General features: G+C 64.7%; 24 protein-coding genes. 17 read left to right on the forward strand and 7 right to left on the reverse strand.

The window, feature by feature from the left end:
- Nucleotides 1-33 precede the first annotated feature (33 nt).
- From AC788_RS18060 to AC788_RS18080, 5 genes are all read left to right on the forward strand, one after another.
- Nucleotides 34-954, forward strand: coding sequence for a Fe(3+) dicitrate ABC transporter substrate-binding protein (locus tag AC788_RS18060; protein WP_049861941.1), 921 nt, complete (start codon nt 34-36; stop codon nt 952-954).
- A complete protein-coding gene (gene fecC, locus AC788_RS18065) occupies nt 955-1,944 on the forward strand; it encodes an iron-dicitrate ABC transporter permease FecC (protein ID WP_049861942.1) in 990 nt (329 codons plus the stop codon).
- Entirely contained in the window at nt 1,941-2,909 is a 969-nt protein-coding gene (locus AC788_RS18070) for an iron chelate uptake ABC transporter family permease subunit (protein WP_049861943.1), read from the forward strand. Before fecC ends, AC788_RS18070 begins: the two co-directional genes overlap by 4 nt.
- Nucleotides 2,910-2,913: 4 nt before the next feature.
- Complete coding sequence (fecE, locus tag AC788_RS18075) at nt 2,914-3,705, forward strand: Fe(3+) dicitrate ABC transporter ATP-binding protein FecE (protein WP_049861944.1); 792 nt, start codon at nt 2,914-2,916, stop codon at nt 3,703-3,705.
- 120 nt (nt 3,706-3,825) lie between these two features.
- Complete coding sequence (locus AC788_RS18080) at nt 3,826-4,779, forward strand: adenosine deaminase (RefSeq protein ID WP_049861945.1); 954 nt, start codon at nt 3,826-3,828, stop codon at nt 4,777-4,779.
- Nucleotides 4,780-4,827: 48 nt separating this feature from the next.
- Here AC788_RS18080 and AC788_RS18085 read toward each other — a convergent pair whose 3' ends face one another.
- On the reverse strand, nt 4,828-5,523 hold the full coding sequence (locus AC788_RS18085; RefSeq protein WP_049861946.1) for an ArsR/SmtB family transcription factor: 696 nt from the start codon (nt 5,521-5,523) through the stop codon (nt 4,828-4,830).
- Nucleotides 5,524-5,938: 415 nt separating this feature from the next.
- Between AC788_RS18085 and AC788_RS18090 the strand changes: the two genes are divergently transcribed.
- Entirely contained in the window at nt 5,939-6,118 is a 180-nt protein-coding gene (locus AC788_RS18090) for a hypothetical protein (protein ID WP_049861947.1), read from the forward strand.
- Here AC788_RS18090 and AC788_RS18095 read toward each other — a convergent pair.
- Both AC788_RS18095 and AC788_RS18100 read right to left on the reverse strand, forming a co-directional pair.
- Complete coding sequence (locus AC788_RS18095) at nt 6,115-7,308, reverse strand: multidrug effflux MFS transporter (RefSeq protein WP_049861948.1); 1,194 nt, start codon at nt 7,306-7,308, stop codon at nt 6,115-6,117. The two genes, AC788_RS18090 and AC788_RS18095, sit on opposite strands and share 4 nt — an antisense overlap.
- Nucleotides 7,309-7,509: 201 nt before the next feature.
- Entirely contained in the window at nt 7,510-7,707 is a 198-nt protein-coding gene (locus tag AC788_RS18100) for a heavy-metal-associated domain-containing protein (protein WP_049862096.1), read from the reverse strand.
- 144 nt (nt 7,708-7,851) lie between these two features.
- Between AC788_RS18100 and AC788_RS18105 the strand changes: the two genes are divergently transcribed.
- Together AC788_RS18105 and cueR are read left to right on the forward strand one after the other, a co-directional pair.
- On the forward strand, nt 7,852-8,238 hold the full coding sequence (locus tag AC788_RS18105; RefSeq protein ID WP_049861949.1) for a hypothetical protein: 387 nt from the start codon (nt 7,852-7,854) through the stop codon (nt 8,236-8,238).
- A 57-nt stretch (nt 8,239-8,295) separates the two neighbouring features.
- Nucleotides 8,296-8,697 (forward strand): Cu(I)-responsive transcriptional regulator, encoded by a 402-nt coding sequence (gene cueR, locus AC788_RS18110; RefSeq protein WP_049861950.1) that lies wholly within the window; start codon nt 8,296-8,298, stop codon nt 8,695-8,697.
- A gap of 36 nt (nt 8,698-8,733) precedes the next feature.
- Here cueR and AC788_RS18115 read toward each other — a convergent pair whose 3' ends face one another.
- Together AC788_RS18115 and AC788_RS18120 are read right to left on the reverse strand one after the other, a co-directional pair.
- Nucleotides 8,734-9,627, reverse strand: a complete 894-nt coding sequence (locus AC788_RS18115; protein WP_049861951.1) for a PA4780 family RIO1-like protein kinase — start codon at nt 9,625-9,627, stop codon at nt 8,734-8,736.
- 165 nt (nt 9,628-9,792) lie between these two features.
- Nucleotides 9,793-10,575, reverse strand: coding sequence for an AraC family transcriptional regulator (locus tag AC788_RS18120; RefSeq protein ID WP_049861952.1), 783 nt, complete (start codon nt 10,573-10,575; stop codon nt 9,793-9,795).
- Between the two features lie 87 nt (nt 10,576-10,662).
- On the opposite strand from AC788_RS18120, the gene AC788_RS18125 reads away from it, so the two are divergent.
- Nucleotides 10,663-11,694 carry a bile acid:sodium symporter family protein gene (locus tag AC788_RS18125; protein ID WP_049861953.1) on the forward strand — a complete coding sequence of 344 codons (1,032 nt, stop codon included), beginning with the start codon at nt 10,663-10,665 and terminating at the stop codon, nt 11,692-11,694.
- Here AC788_RS18125 and AC788_RS18130 read toward each other — a convergent pair.
- A complete protein-coding gene (locus AC788_RS18130; RefSeq protein ID WP_049861954.1) occupies nt 11,681-12,970 on the reverse strand; it encodes an acetyl-CoA C-acetyltransferase in 1,290 nt (429 codons plus the stop codon). The two genes, AC788_RS18125 and AC788_RS18130, sit on opposite strands and share 14 nt — an antisense overlap.
- A 105-nt stretch (nt 12,971-13,075) precedes the next feature.
- Between AC788_RS18130 and AC788_RS18135 the strand changes: the two genes are divergently transcribed.
- From AC788_RS18135 to AC788_RS18165, 7 genes are all read left to right on the forward strand, one after another.
- Nucleotides 13,076-14,416 (forward strand): 3-oxoacyl-ACP reductase, encoded by a 1,341-nt coding sequence (locus AC788_RS18135; protein WP_049861955.1) that lies wholly within the window; start codon nt 13,076-13,078, stop codon nt 14,414-14,416.
- A gap of 1 nt (nt 14,417) precedes the next feature.
- The gene (locus AC788_RS18140; RefSeq protein WP_049861956.1) at nt 14,418-15,284 is read left to right on the forward strand and encodes a MaoC family dehydratase; all 867 of its coding nucleotides are present in this window, start codon (nt 14,418-14,420) and stop codon (nt 15,282-15,284) included.
- Nucleotides 15,285-15,338: 54 nt separating this feature from the next.
- Nucleotides 15,339-15,644, forward strand: coding sequence for a MazG-like family protein (locus AC788_RS18145; RefSeq protein ID WP_049861957.1), 306 nt, complete (start codon nt 15,339-15,341; stop codon nt 15,642-15,644).
- The gene (locus tag AC788_RS18150; protein WP_049861958.1) at nt 15,641-16,390 is read left to right on the forward strand and encodes a methyltransferase domain-containing protein; all 750 of its coding nucleotides are present in this window, start codon (nt 15,641-15,643) and stop codon (nt 16,388-16,390) included. Before AC788_RS18145 ends, AC788_RS18150 begins: the two co-directional genes overlap by 4 nt.
- Nucleotides 16,391-16,410: 20 nt before the next feature.
- On the forward strand, nt 16,411-17,028 hold the full coding sequence (locus AC788_RS18155; protein WP_049861959.1) for a DUF4136 domain-containing protein: 618 nt from the start codon (nt 16,411-16,413) through the stop codon (nt 17,026-17,028).
- A gap of 18 nt (nt 17,029-17,046) precedes the next feature.
- The gene (locus tag AC788_RS18160; RefSeq protein WP_049861960.1) at nt 17,047-17,610 is read left to right on the forward strand and encodes a DUF4136 domain-containing protein; all 564 of its coding nucleotides are present in this window, start codon (nt 17,047-17,049) and stop codon (nt 17,608-17,610) included.
- 125 nt (nt 17,611-17,735) lie between these two features.
- Nucleotides 17,736-18,206 carry a prepilin peptidase gene (locus AC788_RS18165; protein WP_049861961.1) on the forward strand — a complete coding sequence of 157 codons (471 nt, stop codon included), beginning with the start codon at nt 17,736-17,738 and terminating at the stop codon, nt 18,204-18,206.
- Between the two features lie 31 nt (nt 18,207-18,237).
- Here AC788_RS18165 and pbpC read toward each other — a convergent pair whose 3' ends face one another.
- Entirely contained in the window at nt 18,238-20,646 is a 2,409-nt protein-coding gene (pbpC, locus tag AC788_RS18170; protein WP_082223711.1) for a peptidoglycan glycosyltransferase PbpC, read from the reverse strand.
- A gap of 53 nt (nt 20,647-20,699) precedes the next feature.
- Between pbpC and AC788_RS18175 the strand changes: the two genes are divergently transcribed.
- Nucleotides 20,700-20,993, forward strand: a complete 294-nt coding sequence (locus AC788_RS18175) for a hypothetical protein (protein ID WP_043190966.1) — start codon at nt 20,700-20,702, stop codon at nt 20,991-20,993.
- The last annotated feature ends 22 nt before the right edge of the window (nt 20,994-21,015 follow it).

Genomic DNA, 21,015 nt, shown 5'->3' on the forward strand with positions numbered 1-21,015 from the left:
AGCGCGCAGCTTTCACAGCGAAGGTATTTGTCCATGCGCAGTTCCCGCCTCATCTCCATGATCGCCGTCGGTGCCCTGGCCCTGTGCGCCAGGCTGGCCGTCGCCGCGCCCATCGATATCGATGACGGTCAGCACACCGTCCATCTGCCCCAGGCGCCACAACGTGTGGTGGTGCTGGAGTTTTCCTTTCTCGACAGCCTTGCGGCCGTGGGCGTCACGCCAGTGGGGGCCGCTGATGATGGCGATGCCAACCGCGTGTTGCCACGAGTACGCAAGGCCATCGGCCAATGGACGTCGGTGGGCTTGCGCGCGCAGCCCAGCATCGAGCAGATCGCACGGCTCAAGCCCGACCTGATCATCGCCGACCTCAACCGTCACCAGGCGCTGTACAACGACCTGGCGAGCCTGGCACCGACCCTGCTGCTGCCATCGCGTGGGGAAGACTACGAAGGCAGCCTGAAGTCTGCCGAACTGATCGGCCAGGCGCTGGGCAAGAGCGAGGCGATGCAGGCGCGGATCGCGCAGAACCGTCGCAGCCTCGCCGACATCGCCGGGCAGGTGCCGGCCGGCACCAAGGTGCTGTTCGGTGTGGCTCGGGAAGACAGCTTTTCCGTACACGGACCCCATTCCTATGCGGGCAGCGTGCTGGCGGCCATCGGCTTGCAGGTTCCGCCGGTGCGCAGCAATGCAGCACCGACCGAGTTCGTCAGCCTGGAGCAATTGCTGGCGCTGGACCCTGCCTGGCTATTGGTCGGCCACTACCGGCATCCGAGCCTGGTCGACACCTGGAGCCAGCAGCCTCTGTGGCAAGTGCTGGGCGCGGTGCGCAATCACCAGGTCGCGGAAGTCGACGGTGACACCTGGGCACGCAACCGTGGGGTGATGGCGTCCGAGCAGATTGCCGAGGATGCATTGGCCATTCTCAAGGGCGGCAAAGCCGCCATGACGCCCTGAATGAGGCGTGGATGGGCGATGGCGCTGGGCGTGGTGACCGTCGCCGGGCTGTTCTGGATCTCTCTTTATGCCTGGTCGCCGTTCACGATCAGTCAGGCTGATGCGTTCAACGGTTTGTTCAGTCAAGGCCGCGAGGGCGGCAACATGGCCTATATCGTTGCCCAACTGCGGGTGCCGCGAGCACTGTGTGCGGCCTTGGTCGGTGCCTGCCTGGGGCTGGCGGGCGCATTGATGCAGGGCATTACCCGCAATCGCCTGGCGTCGCCGTCACTGTTCGGCGTCACGGCCGGTGCTGCGCTTGGGCTGGCGTTGTTCTCCACGGGGCTGGTGGCCCTGCCGTTTGCCGGTGGTGCGCTGCTGATGACGTGCCTGGGTGGTGCCTTGGCCTGGGTGATCGTCTTCAGCCTGGGCGGCGCCTGGTCGCCGACGGCCGCGCAAGGCCGACTGGTGCTCGCCGGCGTCACGGTGGCGGCACTGTGCGCGGCGCTGACGCGGTTGACCGTGATACTGGTCGAGACGCAGGCACAGAGCGTGCTCAACTGGCTGGCCGGATCACTGGCCAACGTGGGTGCCGCGCAACTGCAGTTGCTATGGCCGTGCACCTTGGTGGGCGCCGTGTGGGCCATGTTCTGTGCGCCGCGTCTGAACCTGGTGAACCTGGGCGAGGATGCGGCGCGCTCGCTGGGGGTCGGCATCGCCAGCCTGCGCCTGCAGGTGTTCTTCGTCAGCCTGCTGCTGGTGGGTGCAAGCGTCTGTGCGGTTGGCCCGATCGGTTTCGTGGGGCTGATCGCGCCGAACATCGCTCGACAATACCTGGGCAACGACTACCGCTGGCTGATGCCGGCCAGCGCGCTGCTGGGTGCGGCGATCGTGCTGGCGGCCGACCTTGTCAGCCGCGCCGTGGCCTTTCCGGCGGAAACGCCCGCCGGGGTGGTGACCGCCCTGATCGGCGCACCGTTCTTCTTGTACCTTGCCAGGCGCACGCAATGACTCGGCCCTATCCTCGTCTGCTGATCCTGCTTGCGCTGGTGCTGGCGGCCCTGTGGCTGAGCCTTAGCGCCGGCACGTCCTGGCTGGCGCCGGGCACGGTATTCGATCGACTGATGGCCCACGATGCGCTGGATTTCGAGGTATGGAACCACCGCCTTCCACGCGCACTGATCGCCATCCTCACCGGCAGCGCCCTGGGCCTGGCCGGTGCCCTGGTGCAGGGGGTGATCCGCAACCCGCTGGCCTCGCCGGAGATTCTGGGGGTGACCCAGGGCGCCGGGCTGGCCCTGACCATCGCCATCATCGCTTTTCCGCAGTTGCCCTTCACCTGGCTGCCTCTGGTTGCAGGGGTGGGCGGCGCTGGCGGCGCGCTGCTGCTGGCGCTGTACAACAGCGGCGTGAGCTTTTCCGGCGTGCGCTTTGCGTTGTCCGGGGTAGCGATCGCCGTTACTTTGTCCAGCGTCACCGAGTTTCTGATCCTGTCCCATCCGCTGGACATCAACACCGCCTTGCTCGCCCTGACCGGCAGCCTGTGGAGTCGCAATTGGCATCACGTCGAGCTGGCGCTGCCGTTTCTGCTGCTGATGCCGTTGGCACTGGGCCTGGCAAAACCGCTGAACCTGATCGGCCTGGGCGACGAGGCGGCGCACAGCCTGGGCACGGCGCTTGCACGCACGCGCTGGCTGGCGATGGGCATGGCGGTGCTGTTGAGCAGCCTGGGCGTGGGAATCATCGGACCGGTGGGCTTTCTGGGGCTGGTGGCTCCGCACATGGCACGGCGACTGGTGGGTGGGCATCATCAGCACCTTCTGCCGGCCGCGATGCTGGTCGGCGCACTGCTGCTGGTGCTGGCCGACACTTTGGGACGCACGCTGATCGCGCCCAGCGAGATCCCGGCGGGCATCTTGACCGCGGTGATCGGCGCTCCCTACTTTCTCTGGCTGCTGGCACGCTTCAAGGGCTGACATCATGAGCATCATCAAGGCCGACGGCGTCGACATCGGCTACGGCGCCAAGCCTATCGTTCGCAACCTCTCGTTCACCCCGCCCGCCGGGCAGGTCACTGCGCTGATCGGCCCCAACGGCTGCGGCAAATCGACCTTGCTCAAGGCGCTGGCACGCATCATCACGCCGCAGTCGGGCACCGTGAGCCTGGACGGCCAGGCGTACGCGCAACTGTCGTCGCGGACGCTGGCGCGACAGGTCGCGTTTCTGCCGCAGGTGCTGCCCATCCCCGAAGGGGTCAGTGTGGCTCAATTGGTGGCTTATGGACGCAGCCCGCACAACAGCTTCTGGGGACGCCTGAGCGGCGCGGACCGTGGCGCCGTGGATCAGGCCCTGCAGCGCATGGGCCTGGAAGCGCTTGCCGATACTGCCCTGGCGGACCTCTCCGGTGGCCAGCGGCAACGGGCCTGGCTGGCCATGGTGCTGGCGCAGAATACCCCGGTGGTGCTGCTCGACGAGCCCACGACCTATCTGGACATCAGCCATCAGGTCGAGCTGCTCGATCTGATGCGCGAGCTGGCGGCCGAAGGCAAGACCGTGGTCACCGTGCTGCACGACATCAACCAGGCGTGCCGCTACGCCGATCATCTGGCGGTGATGCATCAAGGTCGCCTGGTGGCTGATGGCACGCCTGCGCAGGTCGTCGATGCCGAGTTGATGCAGCGGGTGTTCGAGGTGCAGGTGCAGGTCATCCGCGAACCGGTGGCGGGCACGCCGATGTGTGTGGTGGAAAAGAGCACCCGCGCGACAACCTGAACCGACCCTGCCTGGCCGAGCGTCGGCGCGAAGGTGTCGTCCGGCCCTGCGCGGCTGCGGGTGAGGGGCAATATCTGTAGAATCGGCCAGGATTGCACCTGATGAGAGAATGAAGACACCATGTACGACTGGCTCAATGCCTTGCCCAAGGCCGAACTGCACATGCACCTGGAAGGCTCGCTGGAACCCGAGCTGCTGTTCGCCCTGGCCGAGCGCAACAAGATCGCATTGCCCTGGAATGATGTAGAGGCGCTGCGCGGAGCCTATGCGTTCAACAACCTGCAGGAGTTTCTCGACCTGTATTACCGCGGTGCCGATGTGCTGCGCACCGAGCAGGATTTTTACGACCTGACCTGGGCCTACCTGCTGCGTTGCCAGGCCCAGAACGTCGTGCACACCGAACCGTTCTTCGACCCGCAGACCCATACCGACCGTGGCATTGCCTTCGAGACCGTGCTGGGCGGCATCACCGCTGCACTCAATGATGGCCGCACCCGGCTGGGTGTCGACAGCGGTCTGATCCTGAGCTTCCTGCGCCACCTGAGCGAAGACGAAGCACAGAAGACTCTGGACCAGGCACTGCCCTTCCGCGATGCCTTCGTGGCCGTGGGTCTGGACAGCTCCGAGATGGGCCATCCGCCGAGCAAGTTCCAGCGTGTGTTCGACCGTGCCCGCGACGAGGGCTTCCTGACCGTGGCCCATGCGGGCGAGGAAGGTCCACCGGAGTACATCTGGGAAGCCCTGGACCTGCTCAAGATCCAGCGCATCGACCACGGCGTGCGGGCCATCGAGGATGAGCGGCTGATGCAGCGCATCATCGACGAGCAGATCCCGCTGACCGTGTGCCCGCTTTCCAACACCAAACTGTGCGTGTTCGATCACATGGGCCAGCACAACATTCTCGACATGCTCGAGCGTGGCGTGAAGGTCACGGTCAATTCCGATGATCCGGCCTATTTCGGTGGCTACGTCACCGAGAACTATCACGCGCTGCACACCCATCTGGGCATGACCGAGGACCAGGCCCGGCGCCTGGCGCAGAACAGCCTGGATGCACGCCTGATCAAGCAATGAGGCTGGCGGCGTCGAAACGCCGCCCGTTGTCATCGGTCAACTGCCCTGTCAGGTGCCCAGGCGGCCGATCTCGATCATGCCCAGCCGGGTCACCTGCAACGAACGGCTGTCTTCATTGAGCTTGAGCCAGCCCGACTGCAGAAACAGGGTCAGCAGTCCTGCACCCAGTGCGCCACCCAGGTGCGGGCGCTGGGTGCTCCAGTCGCAGCAGCTGTTCAGTGGTTGGCGCTCGCGATTGACCAGCGCCTGGGTGTAGATGCCTCGGCTGGCCAAACGGCTGCTGCCGAGCGCGGTGACTTCCAGGCGTTGCTCATAGTGCTCGAGCCAGCCGTTTTCGACCATGCGCTGGAACAGGTCGGCCGCCAGCACGCCCCCCAGATGATCGCCACACAGACGTACTTGATGCAGCGCCCTGGGCGAGCATGGCTTGGGTACGCTGATCGGCGCCGCCGTTCCTGTCTTGGCCTGCACCAGCGATACGCTGGCCAGCGCTTCCACGGCGGCCCCCACTTCTGGCTTGGCCAGGCGGAAGAAGCGCTTGCGCCCGCGGGCTTCGAACGTCAGCAGACCGCCGGCCGACAGCCGCGCCAGATGCGCGCCGGCCGAAGAGGCCGACACACCTGCCAGCGATGCCAGCTCATCGGCGCCCCGCGTGGTACCGTCGATGAGGGCCCAGAGCATCGCGCTACGTTTGGGGTCGGCCAGCAATGTGGCGATCCTGCTGATGCAAGGTGTTGGTGGCATGTATTCACTCCCTGTGGAAACGTTCGTCAATCTGGCAATGGTTGCCGGGGTGATTATATGCACCCTTCCGTTGTACGGAATTGGGTGAAATCGTCGAGGCTGACCCTTGAATGCGAGGGATATGCAATACCCCGTACTTGTATTTACCGTGGTTACCGGCGGCAATTTCCAAGACATTTGCTCAAGTGCCCGCAACGTATCGCTCGTTTGCCGAAACGGCGATCGAAGACAGGGCTTAGGGCAGGCAAGACCCCACACCCCACACGGACTTTTCCCGCAATGTCCGTCCTTGCAGACCTACATGATTGTCTTGAGTGGAGTGCCCCACCGTCAGTCCGACGGGCAGCCGGGCCATGCTCGCATGCTCCGAATGAGGATTACACTGGGCCCTCATCTCGAACCCGAGGACATCACAATGAACGTTCTTCTTTCTGAGTTGAAGCAGCCACGTGGCACCCGCTGGCAAGTGAGCATGGACCAGCACGTGGTGTCTTTTCGCAGCGAAGCCGAGGCACGAGCGTTCATCGCCACGCTCGAAGCTCGCCTGCAGGCGCCCCACGGCCTGCCGCAGGTGCGGCAGGCCAGTACCGGCTAGGCGGCTGTCTGCTGGTCGCGGCGCTGCTGGCAGCGGCGAGTCAGTAGCGCCGCGCAAACGGCAAGCAGGCCGCAGCCGGCGATCACCCAGGCCATTGGCATGGCGGTGCCGTCGTGCAGTACGCCCACCAAAGAAGCAGTGGCGGCAGCAAGGCTGAACTGCAGGCAGCCCAACAGGGCCGATGCGCTGCCGGCGCGTGAACCCTGGCCGCTCATGGCGCAGGCGGAGGCATTGGGGATGATCCCGCCCAGGCTCGCCAGACAGACGAACAGCGGAATCAACAGCGGCCATAGTGCCGCTGGCTTCAGCGCGCTGAGGGCGAGGAGCACGGCGCCTGCCGCCATGTAGATCCACACGGTGCGTGACAGCAGCCACGCCGGGCCGCGACGAGAGAGCAGACGGGCGTTGACCTGCGCCATCAGGATGAAGCCGGCTGCGTTGCTGCCAAACAGCCAGCCGTAGTGTTCGGCCGGTACGCCGTAGAGCTTGATGAACACGAAGGGTGACCCGGCAATGTAGGCGAACATGCCGGCCATGGCGATCCCGCCGGTCAGCGCATGGCCCATGAACACCGGGTCCAGCAGCAATCCACCGTACAGCTTCGGCGCGCCGCTGAGCGGGCGTCTCGGCCTGTCCGCCGGCATGCTTTCGGGCAGGCCGAGGGCGACGGCCAGGGTGCAGGCGGCGCTGAACAGGGTGAGCACGATGAAGATCCACTGCCAGCCCCAACCGTTCACCAGAACACCCCCGAGCAGAGGTGCCAGGATGGGCGCCAGACCCATGACCAGCATCAGTTGCGAGAAGACCTTGGCCGATCCGACCGCATCGCATTTGTCGCTGACGATGGCACGGGCCAGCACCATGCCTGCGCAACCACCCAGAGCCTGGACGAATCGGGCGGCGATCAGCCACTCCAGAGTGGGTGCAAAAGCGCACGCCAACGAGGCCAGGGTGAACAGCGAAACACCCACGAGCAATGGGACCCGGCGACCGAAGCGGTCGGCTACGGGGCCGTAGATCAATTGGCCGATCGAAAGGCCCAGGAAGTAGGCCGCCAGGGTCGTCTGGATGTGTTTTTCGTCGGTGGCGAAGGCCAGCGCCATGGCAGGGAAGCCAGGCAGGTAGAAGTCGATCGCCAGGGGCCCGAACGCGCTGAGCGCCCCCAGGATCAGGATGGTTTTGAAGTTCATCGGGTATTCTTTATGTCCAGGCAATACAGGCGACCTAGTCTAACCGGGTTGCGCGGGGATCGGGGTGAAGGTTCCGTCTGGGAGATCGCCCATGGGTGACAGCGGTTGGGGTGGGTCAGGGGGACCGCGGTGCGGGCGGACGCGGCTTGCACCGCTGCTACAGGGGACGGTTTCGCCCGTAGTAGCGGTGCGTGCGGTGGGTTATGCGGGGGTTGCGCTGTAGCCTTCTTCGGCGATCAGCTGGATGATTCGCTCGGGCGGCAGCTGGGCGTTGGTTTCGACCTTGCCCGCCGCCAGGTCTATCTGAACCTCGGCAGCCGGGTCTTGAGCGGTGATCGCCTGGGTCACGGCGCGTACGCAATGGCCGCAGGTCATGCCTTGCACGTTGAACTGTTGCATGGGTAATACCTCGCTGAACGGGATTGCAGCCATTCTCAACCTTGCCATCGGGGCAAGGTCAAGTTTCGGCCGATGCGGCCGGGCTGGAATTCCTCAGATCACTCGTCCAAGCTGGACGCTGACCCTACTGGCAGGAGAGATTCGATGCGCCCGATGATTCCATGGCTGTTCGGGATGTGTGCCCTGGCGGCACAAAGCTGTTGGGCCGGTGCGGGTACCGGGCAGCCGTACGGCATTCTGATCGTTTCCCGGGAGCGACTGGAAGTCGCCACGTCCTGCGAGATCGGGGTCTACCTGCAGGATCAACTGGTCGGCCGGCTGTTTCAAGAACAGGCCACCTCCTTCAACCTGCCGCCCGGCCCCGTGTCGGTGGGTCTGCGTCAGTTGCCTGGACAGACGCCCGGGTGCGCGCCGGGCATGACCGAATACAAACCGGTAATCGTGACCCTGCAGGCTGGACAGATCCAGAAATTCCGCATTGCAGCAGGAAGTGCCGGCCTGTACCTCAAGCCCGAGCCGCTGGAGTATTGACCTTGTCCAAGGGGTAGGGTTGATACTGGCGCAAATGCTACCGAGGACATTCCAACCATGAACATTGGCCAGGCCGCCCGTGAAAGCGGCCTCAGCGCAAAAATGATCCGCTATTACGAGTCTATCGGGCTGCTTGCGCCAGCACTGCGCAGCGACAGCGGATACCGCCTGTATCAGGCCGCAGACCTGCACACGCTCGGCTTCATCAAGCGCTCGCGCGACCTTGGATTTTCACTGGAAGAAGTGGCCCGGCTGCTGACGCTGTGGCAGGACCGGGAGCGCGCCAGCGCCGATGTGAAGCAATTGGCACGCAAGCACATCGACGAGCTGGACCGTCGCATCAGTGAGCTGAGCCAGCTGCGCGATACGCTTGTCCATCTGGTAGACCATTGCCACGGCGACGACCGCACAGAGTGCCCGATCCTTCAGGAGCTGGCATCCGGGGGCTGTTGCAACTGACACGGGAGAAGGCGCCCGTAGCCTATGGCCGTGTGCCTACTGCAACCAGGGCGGTGGCGGCTCTTCCGTAGTCTTGGTCGGCTGCTCGTCGGCTTCGCGCGCGGCACGTCGACGAATGTCGTCCAGGCGCGCGGCCTCGATTTCCCGCATGACGCCGCCGACATCGGCCTCCACTTCCTCTTCGACGAACTCGCCCGTCAGCACGCTGGCCGGGTGCAGTTTGCCTTCCTCGTACAACGCCCACATTTCCTTGGCGTAGCGGGTCTGGCGAAGCTCGGGAGCGAACCGGCCGAAGTAGCTGGCCATGTTCCCGACATCACGTTCCAACATGCTGAAGGCGTGGTTGTTGCCGGCGGCGTCCACGGCCTGAGGCAGATCGATGATCACCGGGCCGTCGGGCGTGAGCAGCACGTTGAACTCGGAAAGGTCACCGTGCACCAGACCCGTGCAGAGCATCAGCACGATCTGGTGGATGAGGAACGCGTGGTATTCGCGCGCCTGATCGGGTTCCAGCTCGACGTCATTGAGACGCGGCGCCGCATCGCCGTACTCGTCGCAGATCATCTCCATGAGCAGCACGCCCTCGAGAAAATCGTACGGCTTGGGCACACGTACACCGGCGCTGGCCAACTTGAACAGCGCCGCGACCTCGGCGTTCTGCCAGGCGTCTTCGGTTTCCTTGCGGCCGAACTTGGAGCCCTTGGCCATTGCCCGAGCCTGTCGGCTGTTGCGCACCTTGCGGCCTTCCTGGTATTCGGCCGCCTGGCGGAAGCTTCGTTTGTTCGCCTCCTTGTAGACCTTGGCGCAGCGCAATTCCTTGCCGCAGCGCACCACATAGACAGCTGCTTCTTTACCGCTCATGAGCGGTCGCAGCACCTCGTCCACCAGACCGTCCTCGATCAGCGGTTCAATGCGTTTTGGAGTCTTCATCAGCTTTTATTCTGGGTCCTTCGTAGCCAAACACGCGAATTCTGACGGCATCCTCTCACAGCGAGCGCGGCTTGCCGACCCGAGCCTGTAAAAGGATGCAAACTACTCGCCAAGCGATGGCCGATCATAGCGCTTTCCCGGCGCAGCGACAGCGGCGCCTGGGCATCAAAGCTCGCCCGGGGTGAAACCGAACAACCCCTTGAAAGCGGCGATGAAGGCCGACGTGGATTCATAGCCGTGGTTCAACGCCGCCGTTGTGACGCTGTCACCCTGCTCCAGGGCCTGCAGCGACGACAGCAGCCGCATGCGCTGGCGCCAGGCGCGAAAGCTCAGGCCGGTTTCGCGCTGGAACAGGCGCATCAGGGTTTTTTCCGAAGTGCCCAGGCGGCTTGCCCACTGGCTCAGCGTGGTGGCCTGATCGGGCGCCGCGATCAGCTGATTGCACAAAGCCAACAACCGATGCTCCCTGGGCAGGGGCAAGGAGAACGCCACTTCAGGCAGCACTGCAAGCTGGTCCAGCAACACCTGCACCAGACGCGCCTGCGCGGTGTCCCCTGCCGGGTACTCATGGGGCAACTCGCAGAAGCCCTTGATCAGCTCACGTGCCAGCGGCGTGACTTCGAGCACCTTGCAGTGCTCGGTGAGCCAGGGCGACTCGTCGCGGCGCACATACAGACTGCGCATCTCGGCGCGCATCGAGGTGACGACCTTATGCTCGACACCGGCGGGAATCCAGATGCCCCACTGCGGCGGCGCGAAGAAATTGCCTTCGTCGGTATGAACCCCGAGCACGCCGCTGATGGCGTAGGAAAACTGCGCCCAGTCGTGCCGATGGGCTGGAGTCCACGAACCTGCGCCCAGACTTTCGGCACGGGCGTACAAGGGTCGTGGCAGGCGGGCCAGGGCGGGAATGGAGCGTGGCGGCGGAGCGTGTCCGTTTATCGGCATTGGTTGGCTCTCTATCGCGAGACGGCAACAGAGTGCCTGAGTTAGCCTGTTCATCTCAATGTCCATCGACGCACAGGCGATTCTTTCATGCACATTTTCAAACACCTCAAGCGCGTGGTAACCGACTGGTTCCTCTGCGGCATGGTGCTGGCCGTTCTGCTGGCTTGGCTGTTTCCCCGCTTCGGCGCCACCGGCGGCGCGATGCATGCCGGCCTGGTGACCAATATCGGCGTGTTTGTGGTCTTCTTCCTGCATGGCATGAACCTGTCCAGCGAGCAGATCCGCCACGGTTTGAAGAACTGGCGGCTGCACGTGATGGTGCAGGCCTTCACCTTCGTGGTGTTCCCGCTGCTGTGGCTGGCCTGCGACAAGACCCTGGGTGCGTTCATTCCCGGCACTTTGATGGTGGGTTTCCTGTACCTGGCCGCTTTGCCGTCGACCATTTCTTCGTCGGTGGCCTTGACCGGCAGTGCGGGCGGCAACGTGCCGGCGGCAATTCTCAACGCCAGCCTGTCGAGTGTGCTGGGTATTTTCATCACGCCTTTCCTCTGCGCGCTGGTGGTCGGCGGTGGTTCGGGCGGCATCGACCTGGGGGAAACCCTGCTGGACCTGTGCGCCATGCTGCTGTTGCCGCTGGTGCTGGGCCAATTGTTGCGCCCCCTGTTCGGCAAGTTTTTCGGGAAGCACAAGCGCTACACCAACCTGATCGACAAGGCAGTGATCCTGCTGCTGGTGTATGCCGCCTTCTGCAACTCGATGATGTCGGGGCTGTGGGAGCAGCAAGGCGCCTCGGTCCTGGCCATCGCGGTGGGCGGCAGCGCGCTGTTGCTGGCGCTGATCCTGCTGCTGACCACGCGCACGGCCAAGTGGCTGGGCTTCAGCCACGCCGACAAGGTCGCTGCAGTGTTTTGCGCCAGCAAGAAATCGCTGGCGGCCGGTGCGCCGATGGCCGCATTGATCTTCGGCAGCAACCCGGGCCTGGGCCTGATCCTGCTGCCGATCATGATCTACCACCCGCTGCAGTTGATCGTGTGTTCGATCATGGCGGAAAACTATGCCAATCAGCTGCGTCTGGAAGCGGCCGTCGCACCCGTGGGAGACCCTGTCATCGCTCGATGATTGCGGTGACGCCCTGCCCGCCGGCGGCGCAGATGGAAATCAGGCCGCGGCCGCCGCCGGCCTTGTCCAGCAGCTTGCTCAGGTTGCCGAGGATGCGGCCACCGGTGGCGGCGAACGGATGCCCTGCCGCCAGGGAGCTGCCCTTGACGTTGAGGCGAGTACGATCGATCGCTCCCAACGGCGCCTCCAGACCCAGGCGTGTGCGGCAGTAGTCCGCGTCCTCCCAGGCCTTGAGCGTGCAGAGCACCTGCGCGGCAAAGGCTTCATGGATTTCGTAGTAGTCGAAATCCTGCAGGCTCAGGCCGTTGCGGGCGAGCAAGCGCGGCACGGCGTAGACCGGCGCCATCAACAGACCTTCCTGGCCGCCGACGAAGTCGACCGCTGCCGCCTCGCCGTCGCGCCAATACGCCAGCACCGGTAGTCCGCGCTCCCGTGCCCAGGCTTCACTGGCCAGCAGCACCACCGACGCGCCGTCCGTCAACGGCGTGGAGTTGCCTGCCGTCAGCGTGCCCTGAGGGCTCTTCTCGAACACCGGCTTGAGCGCTGCCAGTTTTTCCAGGGTCAACTCGGGACGCAGATTATGGTCGAGAACCAGGCCACCGAATGGCGTGCTGAGATCGTCCTGCCATCCCTCGGCATAGGCCGCCGCGAGGTTGTGATGGCTACGCAGGGCCAGTTCATCCTGCGCCTGGCGGGGAATGTTCCAGTGTTGCGCCATTAGCTCGCAGTGCTGCCCCATCGACAGCCCGGTTCTCGGCTCGCCGTTGCGCGGCAGTTCGGGTTTCAAATGCCGAGGTCGCAGTTGCAGCAACGCCTTGGCGCGCTCGCCGAGGAATTTGGCGCGGTGGGTCTGCAACAGAATCTGACGCAGCCCTTCATCGACAGCGATCGGGGCGTCGGAAGCACTGTCGACGCCACCGGCGATGCCGCATTCGATCTGGCCCAGGGCGATCTTGTTGGCCACCAGCAGCGCAGCCTCAAGGCCTGTGCCACAGGCCTGCTGCACATCGTAGGCCGGAGTCTGCGCAGACAGCCGCGAGCCCAGCACGCATTCACGGGTCAGATTGAAATCCCGGGAGTGCTTGAGCACGGCGCCTGCCGCGACTTCGCCCAGCCGCAGGCCATGCAGTGCATAGCGCTCGATCAGGCCTTCGAGCGCAGCCGTGAGCATTGCCTGATTGCCGATCCGCGCGTAGGGCCCGTTGGCTCGCGCGAAAGGAATGCGGTTGCTGCCGATGATGGCAACCCGGCGCACCGGATTCGTGTCAAGGTTCATGGCGGACATCCTGGGTTGGAAGAAACGTGCTGCAAAGGGCCCAGGCGAACGACGCGGGCCTTGCCGTGGTCCACACTTTGAACTCTTTGACCCGGAGCCTGTTCCATGTCCGATCGATATATCGACTTCGTCAACTCTGACCTGGGCCGCCGCCTGGTGAGTGCCGTCGGCCTGCCGGCCCCGGCACGCCTGGAGCGCTGGCAAGGCGGACGGCTGCGACCGGTGGAAGGCGCCCTGCTGCTGGGCGGCGGGGCGCTGGCCGACAAGGTTGCCGACTTCGCCCGGCGCCTCACCGATACGGCCTTCGGTGCCGCCGGCCTGCCGGACTGGACTGCAGGGTTGGGTCCTCGCATCAAAGCGGTGGTGTTCGATGCCAGTGGAATCGTCGACAGCACTCAGCTGGCGCGCTTGCGCGAGTTCTTCCAGCCGCTGATCAAGAGCCTGGACCATAATGCGCATATCGTCATCCTGGGGCGCGAGCCTCGCGATCTGGATGACCCCGAAGCCCACATCGCCCAGCGCGCCGTGGAAGGTTTCAGCCGATCGTTGGCCAAGGAACTGCGCAACGGCGGCACCTTGCAGTTGCTCCACGTGGCTCCCGAAGCGGACGAACAACTGGAAGGCGCCCTGCGCTTCTTTCTCTCGCCAAAAAGTGCGTTCGTGTCGGGCCAGGTGCTGTCGTTGCGGGCCAGCACGCGTCAGGTCAGCGACTGGACCCGACCGTTGGCAGGCCGCAAGGCCTTGGTCACAGGCGCTGCGCGCGGCATCGGTGCTTCGATCGCCGAAACCCTGGCCCGCGACGGCGCCGACGTGGTCCTGCTCGACGTGCCCCAGGCGCGTGCCGATCTGGAAGCGCTGGCGGCGCGACTGGGAGGCCGTACGATCGATCTGGACATCTGCGCCAGTGACGCGGCCGAGCGGCTGATCGAGGCGCTGCCGGAAGGGATCGATATCGTCGTGCATAACGCGGGCATCACGCGCGACAAGACCTTGGTCAACATGACGCCCGAGTACTGGGACTCGGTGCTCGCCGTCAATCTGCTTGCGCCGCAACGCCTGACCCAGGCGTTGTTCGATCGCGGCACGTTGCGTGACGACGGTCGAGTGATACTGCTCTCTTCGACTTCGGGCATTGCCGGCAACCGCGGGCAAAGCAACTACGCGGCAAGCAAGGCCGGGCTGATCGGCCTGGCCGAGGCATTCGCGCCCAAGCTGGCCACCCGAGGTGCGGCCATCAATGCCGTGGCGCCCGGCTTCATCGAAACCGGCATGACCGCACAGATGCCCTTCGCCCTGCGCGAGGCGGGTCGACGCATGAGCTCGCTGGGCCAGGGCGGACAGCCGCAGGACGTCGCCGAAGCCGTCGCCTGGCTGGCGCAGCCAGGCAGTGGTGCCGTGAATGGGCAAGTGCTGCGCGTATGCGGCCAAAGCATCCTGGGGGCCTGACATGGCGATCCATTGGCAGACCTTGCCACGCAACGCTGACCTGCCCCGCGCCTATCTGAAAGCTGCGCTCAATCGCAAGATCACCGGCGAGCGCCTGCCCGATCTGGGCCTGCGCTGCAATCTATCGGCCGACCCAAGGCATCTGGCGGCCTATCGCGAGCTGTGCGGGTTCGGCGAAGGCGGCATGCTCCCCGCCACATACCCGCATGTCCTGGCGTTCGCCCTGCAGATGCGCCTGCTGACCGACAAGCGTTTTCCGTTTCCAGTGCTGGGTCTGGTGCATCTGCGCAATCGCATCCAGGTGTTGCGCCCACTGGGCGGCGTCGCCGGCGTGCGGGTCAGCGTACACGCGCAGAATCTGCAGGCCCACGAGAAAGGCGTGACATTCGATCTGGTGACCCAGGTCGATGACCCCCTGGGCCCGCTCTGGCAGGAACACAGCACGATGCTGTGTCGCCAGGCAAAGATCGACGGTTTGCCAAACCCTGTGCAGACGGATGCCCAGGAGCCCCAATCCGCATTGGTCGCGGTGCATCGCTGGTACGCCGCCGCCGACACCGGGCGGCGCTATGCGCGGGTCTCGGGGGATTACAACCCGATTCACCTCAGTGCGCTGAGCGCACGCCTGTTCGGCTTTCCCACCGCCATCGCCCATGGCATGTGGAGCCTGGCGCAGAGCGTGGCCGCGCTGCGTGAGCGCTTGCCGCAGAGCAACTACCAACTGGAGGTGGCGTTTCACAAGCCGGTACGCCTGCCCAGCGAGCTTATTCTCAGTGCCAGCGCGGCGGGCCCGAGTGGAGAGCTGGCGTTGCACGGTCGCGACGATCTGTTGCACATGAGCGGAACCTGGGGCCCGGCGACCCTGTAGCTATTGCGTTCGGCAAAGTTCGGCTTGAAGCTATGCGCCTTCAGGAGCTTTGCAATGAACCTAGACGCACTTACCCAACGCCTGCACCAGATTCGCGAAAACAACGATTGGCGGCGTTTTCACAGCCCGAAAAACCTGGCCATGGCGGCCAGCGTCGAGATGTCCGAACTGCTGGAGATCTTCCAGTGGCTGACCGAAGACCAGTCGCGACACCTGTCGGCCGAGCAACTTGAACACGCAGGCCAGGAAGTCGGCGATGTGGTGCTGTACCTGTTGCTGTTGTGCAGCGAACTGGGTCTGGACATGGATCAGGTGGTGCGCGCCAAGCTGGCCGACAGCGAGCGGCGGTTCGCGCGATGAACGATCGCCATTTCGATCAACTGGCGACCCGTTTCGCCGAAAAGATCTATGGCGGTGCCAAGGGTGCGATCCGACTCGCCGTACTTCAGGCCGACCTGCGCGAGGCCTTGCCGCAGCGTCCTCTGCGGGTGCTGGATGTCGGCGGTGGCCTGGGACACATGGCGTTGTGGCTGGCCGAGCAAGGTCACCAGGTCACCCTGAGCGAACCGGCCGAACCGATGCTCGATGGCGCCCGCGAGCGTTTCGCCGCCGCAGGCCAGGACGCCACCTTCATCCAGGCGTCCTGGCAGCAGTTGCCCGAACTGGGGCTGCCTGCCTTCGACCTGGTGATCTGTCATGCGGTGCTGGAGTGGCTGGCCGAACCGCACGCCATTTTGCCGGTGCTGCATTCGCTGACCGCCGCCCATGGCTGGCTGTCGCTGGCGTTCTACAACCGCGATGCGCTGGTCTACCGCAACCTGCTCAAAGGCCATTTCCGCAAGCTGCACAGCAATGAGCTGGCGGGCGAGAAGCAGAGCCTGACGCCCCAGCAGCCGCTGGACCCGCGCGAGCTGGCCGCGCAACTTGAGGGCACGTGGCGTGTCGAATCCATGAGCGGTGTGCGGGTGTTTCACGACTACATGCCCATCGACTTCCAGAAGCGCGCCGACCTGGAACAACTGGTGGAAATGGAGCTTGCCCATCGGCGGCATCCGGCGTTTGCCGGCCTGGGCCGTTACCTGCACTGGATCTGCCGCCCCGCCTGATCGGTATTTCGGAGACTGCCATGCGTCGCCTGTCACTTTGCGCTATTTGTCTGGCCCTGGCGGCCTGCCAGAGCCCCAATCCCTATGTGGCCAGTTCCAGACCGTTGCCGCCGGCACCGGCGCAGGCCGCGCAGACCTTCGACGCCAGCGCCTACCCCGCGCCTGCGCGTGACTATGCCCAGTACCGCAATTGGGCTTGGGTCAACGGACAGTTGCCGGCCGGGACCAGTTGGGCAGATTCGGCGCAGATCGCCGAGGCTGTGAGCAATGCGCTCGACCAGCGCGGCCTGCGCCCGCAACGCAGTGGCGGCACTGCCGATCTGCGGGTCGGCACCAGCCTGCGCATGGAGACGCGCCTGCAACAGACCCGTGACGACGTTGGCTACGGCGCCGGGTATGGGCGTGGTTACGGGCCGTACGATCGCTATGATCGCTTCGGCGGTTACGGCAGTTATCCGGTGGTGCGCACCTACCAGATCCAGGTCATGGTGGTGCGCATCGACCTGTTCGACGGCAAGAGCGGCCAGCCTGTCTGGAGCGCGAGTGCTGAAACCAGCAGCCAGGGTAGCCTGAGCGATCGTAACGAGGCGTTACGCAACGCGGTAGAAAAGGCGCTCACGGCTTATCCTCCTTCCTGATCCACAGGAGATTTCATCATGTTGCGTCGTCTTGCCGTTCTACCCCTGGCCTTGTTGCTGGCCGCATGCCAAACCCCTCAGGTCAATCACGATTTCGATGCCAGCCGCGACTTTGCGGCCTACCGCAGCTGGGCCTGGAAAGAACCGGCCGTGCAATACCGGCCGGACGATCCGCGGGTGCGCAGCGACCTGACCGAGCAGCGCATTCGCCAAGCCGTCAGCAGTCAGCTCGACCAGCGAGGTCTGCGGCCGGCCGCCGCCGGTGGCCGTGCCGACGTGACCGTGCAGGCGTACCTGATCGTCGATAACCGTCAGCAGCAGGTCACCACCAACTACGGGGGTGGCTGGGGCGGTGGCTACTGGGGGCCGTACTGGGCCACGCCAGCGATGAATGAAACCCGTAGCATCGATTACAAGGTCGCGACCTTGCAGTTGGATATGCTCGATGGACGCGACGGCAAGCTGGTCTGGCGCGGCAGCACCGAGCAACTGGTCAACGACAGTGCGGTGTCGCCGAGTGAACGCAACAGTGTCATTCAGAAAGCGGTGAGCGACATCCTCTCCACCTACCCACCCCGCTGAGCGGCTCAGCCTGCCAGAGAAAAAAAGTCCTGCAGTCACCCCTTCGTCGTGCGCGAGGCGTCTAATCTGAAAGCAGAAGGCCTGTTTCAGAAGTGATCCACTGTCGTACTCAAGCGGGTGCTGCCATGCCAAGTCTCGTTCTTCTCCTCTGGTTTACCCTGTGCGCCGAGCAGGATATTCGGCACAGGCGCATCGCCGATACGTTGACCGTCGGTGCGGGGGTGCTGGCGCTGGCGTGCCTGTTTTCCACCGGGCACACCTGGATCGGATCGAGCATGGTGGAAGCGGCAGCGGCGCTGGTGTTGAGCATGGCATTGACGTTGCCCGGCTACCTCAACGGTCGGCTGAGCTGTGGTGAGGTCAAGCTGCTCTGGGCCCTGGCCCTGGCTTCGGACAGCAGCCATCTGGTCGGAACCCTCATCGGCGGCATCGTGGCCCTGGTGCTGTGGGTGTTCGTCACGCCGCTGATCTGGCAGCGCATGAGCATTCGCTACCGGCGCAAGGCGGTCTATCTGGACCCCAATGCAGCGACCGTGCTGCCCCTTACCCCCTTCTTGCTCGCCGGTTTCGTGATGACGCTGTTCTGGCTGAGCTGATTGCTTTTTCAAAGGCCCTGATCCGATATGGTTAGTTCGACACGGTCAGTTCGACCTTGGCCGTTTGCCCTGCTTCATCCAGCACACTGACCTGATACCGACCCGGCCGCTCGAACACGGCGTTCAGGCTGCCGTCTTCGGCGACATTCCCTTGGGGCTTGCCATTGATGAACCACCAATACGGCCCCTGCCCGCCGAGCGTGGAGAGCTGCAGCCGCAAGGGACCGCTGCTGGGCGTTGGCTGGCGCAGGCGGTCGCTGTTGCGGGCACCGACGATGGACAGCGATGCCATGGACGGCAAAGGAGGTGCCGGGCATTGCGGGTCTTCCTGGGGCAAACGCATTTCCCGGCGCTCGGCTTTGGGCAACCAGGGTTCGAGAGCTGCAGGCCACAATGCGATGGATCGCGCCTGGGCATCCGGGCAAGAAGCGCTGGTTCGCAGCCCCTGCGGCGAGAGCCAGACCTGTTGCAGCAAACCAGTGCCAAGGGGCTGATCCAATGCCTGGAGGGTAGGCGGGACGGTGTTGTCCAGGGTCCAGGCAAAGCGTTGGCGGCGGCAGTTGGGGTCGCCTCGATCCAGGGGTTGCCCCTGAGGCCAGCAGATCGCGGCGACGCCGACGCTGGCGGGCATGGGCTGGACCGGCACGGCAATGGCCCGCTGTGCATCGCGATTGCTCAGCACATCGTGGACCTGCAGCATCAATGGCGCGGCCGAGGCCAGACCGAACTGACCGGGTACCGGGGTGCCATCGGGCCGACCGATCCACACGCCGATCAGATAGCGCGGCCCGACGCCGATCGACCAGGCATCGCGAAAGCCGTAGCTGGTGCCGGTCTTCCAGGCCAGCGCGGGACGCTGGACCAGATCGGCGTGCCGGTCCTGATCCGGTCGGGCCTGACCGCTGAGGATACGCCGCACGATCCAGGCGGCACCTGCCGACATCATGGGCCGCTCGCGCAATGCATCCTGTGGCTGCCAGCGCAGGACGGCGCTGTTGCCGCTACGCGCGAAGGCGCTGTAGGCGGCGACCAGATCGTCGAGTCGACTGCCCACGCCGCCCAGGACCATGGCCAGATTGGGCTCGGCGGCCAGCGGCCAGCTCAGGTTCAGGCCACCGTTGCGCAACTGCGCGGCAAAGCGTTTGGGACCCAACGCTTCGAGCAATTGCACGGCGGGCAGGTTGAGCGAGAGGGATAACGCCGAGCTGGCCGCGACCGGACCGCTGAACCCCGCAGAGAAGTTGCCGGGGCGGTAGTCCCCGTACCTTCGCGGGACATCCTGCAACAGCGATTCGGAGTGAATCAGTCCGGCGTCCAGGGCCATGCCATAGAGAAACGGCTTGAGCGTGGAACCCGGCGAGCGGATGGCGCTGACCATGTCGACATGGCCAAAGCGCCGGGCATCGGCGAGGTCCACCGAGCCCAGGTAGGCACGCACGGCCATGGTCTGGGCATCCACTACCAGAATCGCCGCCGACGTACGCTCCGGCAGACGTGCACGCCAGCCCAGCAGCAGGTCTTCGAGACGCCGCTGCAGGCTGGCGTCGATCAGGGTGTGAATGAGCGGCGGGCTGTCGCTGCGGTTCAGGCGCCGAGCCAACAACGGGGCCAATGCCGGTTCCTGCCGCGGGGCCAGCAACAAGGGCTCCTGTTGCGCTTCGCGCACTTGAGCGGCGGGCCACACGCCTTGGTCGGCCATGCGTTGCAGCACTTTATCGCGAGCGGCCTGCGCCAGCTGCGGATGCCGGTCAGGACGCAGGCGGCTCGGCGCCTGGGGCAGCACCGCCAGCAAGGCGGCTTCGCTGCGGGTGAGCTGCGCGGGCGGCTTGCCCAGATACGCCCAACTGGCTGCCGCCACGCCTTGCAGGGTGCCACCGAACGGTGCGCGATCCAGGTACAGCGTCAGGATCTGCCTCTTGCTCAGGTGCCACTCCAATTGTGCGGTTCGCCATAATTGGTGCAGCTTGCCGGAGAAGGTCCGCGAATGCGGATCGAGCAGCCGCGCCACCTGCATCGATAACGTACTGCCGCCCGAAAGCACTCGCCCACCGCTGAGGTTGAGCCAGGCCGCGCGGACCAGCCCCAGCGGATTGATACCTGGATGTTCGTAGAACCAGCGGTCTTCGTAGGTCAGCAAGGCTTCCAGATAATAGGGGGACACCTGCTCCACGCTGGTCGGATAGCGCCACACGCCCTCGGCATCGGCGAAGCGCCACAGCGGTGTACCGTCCTCGGCCAGCACCACGCGCGCCAGGTCATCCTGTGGCAACGGCAGCGGCCAGAGCCGATCGGCCAGCCATAGGAGCACCATCGGTACACCAAGCGCCAACAGCGCGTGGCGAATGAATCTACGTCGAGGCGACTTCGGAAAAACGAGAATGCTGCGGATCAAGTGCGCCAACCTTGCTGGCGCTGTCGGGAACTTGGTTCGCTGGCGCATGGCCAAAGGGGGCACAATGGCGTGAATGCCACTAACCGAATCAGGACGCAGCTATGCATGTAGAAGGCTTTTTCGAGTGGTTGGGACAGGCCCTGGGCGCCATCATCCGCTGGGTGGTCGACAGCCTGAGCTGGCTGTTCAGCCTGCTCGGCAACGCAGGAGGCAACTTCGTCGACGGCCTGTCGCGGACCTTGGGCATGGACACCAACATCGTCACCATCGCGGCCCTGATCGTGGGCCTGCTGTTTCTGTATTCCGCTGTCCGAGCGTTCATGCGTGCGTCGATCATCATGGGTGTCATCTGGGCCGTGCTGGGCCTTTGGTTGCTGAGCTGGATCATTCAGTAAACCCTCTGGCGAATGGCAAAGG

It is taken from the genome of Pseudomonas sp. RIT-PI-a (assembly GCF_001187875.1).
In the GTDB taxonomy this organism is placed as follows: domain Bacteria; phylum Pseudomonadota; class Gammaproteobacteria; order Pseudomonadales; family Pseudomonadaceae; genus Aquipseudomonas; species Aquipseudomonas coleopterorum.

What these genes read in the sequence shown, in the direction of transcription:
- AC788_RS18155 (WP_049861959.1), top strand. Translation starts at nt 16,411, where the DNA reads ATGCGTCGCCTGTCACTTTGCGCTATTTGTCTGGCCCTGGCGGCCTGC.
- AC788_RS18120 (WP_049861952.1), bottom strand. Translation starts at nt 10,575, where the DNA reads ATGCCGATAAACGGACACGCTCCGCCGCCACGCTCCATTCCCGCCCTG.
- cueR (WP_049861950.1), top strand. Translation starts at nt 8,296, where the DNA reads ATGAACATTGGCCAGGCCGCCCGTGAAAGCGGCCTCAGCGCAAAAATG.
- fecC (WP_049861942.1), top strand. Translation starts at nt 955, where the DNA reads ATGAGGCGTGGATGGGCGATGGCGCTGGGCGTGGTGACCGTCGCCGGG.
- AC788_RS18085 (WP_049861946.1), bottom strand. Translation starts at nt 5,523, where the DNA reads ATGCCACCAACACCTTGCATCAGCAGGATCGCCACATTGCTGGCCGAC.
- AC788_RS18100 (WP_049862096.1), bottom strand. Translation starts at nt 7,707, where the DNA reads ATGCAACAGTTCAACGTGCAAGGCATGACCTGCGGCCATTGCGTACGC.
- pbpC (WP_082223711.1), bottom strand. Translation starts at nt 20,646, where the DNA reads ATGCGCCAGCGAACCAAGTTCCCGACAGCGCCAGCAAGGTTGGCGCAC.
- AC788_RS18175 (WP_043190966.1), top strand. Translation starts at nt 20,700, where the DNA reads ATGCATGTAGAAGGCTTTTTCGAGTGGTTGGGACAGGCCCTGGGCGCC.
- AC788_RS18125 (WP_049861953.1), top strand. Translation starts at nt 10,663, where the DNA reads ATGCACATTTTCAAACACCTCAAGCGCGTGGTAACCGACTGGTTCCTC.
- AC788_RS18105 (WP_049861949.1), top strand. Translation starts at nt 7,852, where the DNA reads ATGCGCCCGATGATTCCATGGCTGTTCGGGATGTGTGCCCTGGCGGCA.
- AC788_RS18150 (WP_049861958.1), top strand. Translation starts at nt 15,641, where the DNA reads ATGAACGATCGCCATTTCGATCAACTGGCGACCCGTTTCGCCGAAAAG.
- AC788_RS18095 (WP_049861948.1), bottom strand. Translation starts at nt 7,308, where the DNA reads ATGAACTTCAAAACCATCCTGATCCTGGGGGCGCTCAGCGCGTTCGGG.
- AC788_RS18160 (WP_049861960.1), top strand. Translation starts at nt 17,047, where the DNA reads ATGTTGCGTCGTCTTGCCGTTCTACCCCTGGCCTTGTTGCTGGCCGCA.
- AC788_RS18070 (WP_049861943.1), top strand. Translation starts at nt 1,941, where the DNA reads ATGACTCGGCCCTATCCTCGTCTGCTGATCCTGCTTGCGCTGGTGCTG.
- AC788_RS18135 (WP_049861955.1), top strand. Translation starts at nt 13,076, where the DNA reads ATGTCCGATCGATATATCGACTTCGTCAACTCTGACCTGGGCCGCCGC.
- AC788_RS18115 (WP_049861951.1), bottom strand. Translation starts at nt 9,627, where the DNA reads ATGAAGACTCCAAAACGCATTGAACCGCTGATCGAGGACGGTCTGGTG.
- fecE (WP_049861944.1), top strand. Translation starts at nt 2,914, where the DNA reads ATGAGCATCATCAAGGCCGACGGCGTCGACATCGGCTACGGCGCCAAG.
- AC788_RS18060 (WP_049861941.1), top strand. Translation starts at nt 34, where the DNA reads ATGCGCAGTTCCCGCCTCATCTCCATGATCGCCGTCGGTGCCCTGGCC.
- AC788_RS18090 (WP_049861947.1), top strand. Translation starts at nt 5,939, where the DNA reads ATGAACGTTCTTCTTTCTGAGTTGAAGCAGCCACGTGGCACCCGCTGG.
- AC788_RS18145 (WP_049861957.1), top strand. Translation starts at nt 15,339, where the DNA reads ATGAACCTAGACGCACTTACCCAACGCCTGCACCAGATTCGCGAAAAC.
- AC788_RS18165 (WP_049861961.1), top strand. Translation starts at nt 17,736, where the DNA reads ATGCCAAGTCTCGTTCTTCTCCTCTGGTTTACCCTGTGCGCCGAGCAG.
- AC788_RS18140 (WP_049861956.1), top strand. Translation starts at nt 14,418, where the DNA reads ATGGCGATCCATTGGCAGACCTTGCCACGCAACGCTGACCTGCCCCGC.
- AC788_RS18080 (WP_049861945.1), top strand. Translation starts at nt 3,826, where the DNA reads ATGTACGACTGGCTCAATGCCTTGCCCAAGGCCGAACTGCACATGCAC.
- AC788_RS18130 (WP_049861954.1), bottom strand. Translation starts at nt 12,970, where the DNA reads ATGAACCTTGACACGAATCCGGTGCGCCGGGTTGCCATCATCGGCAGC.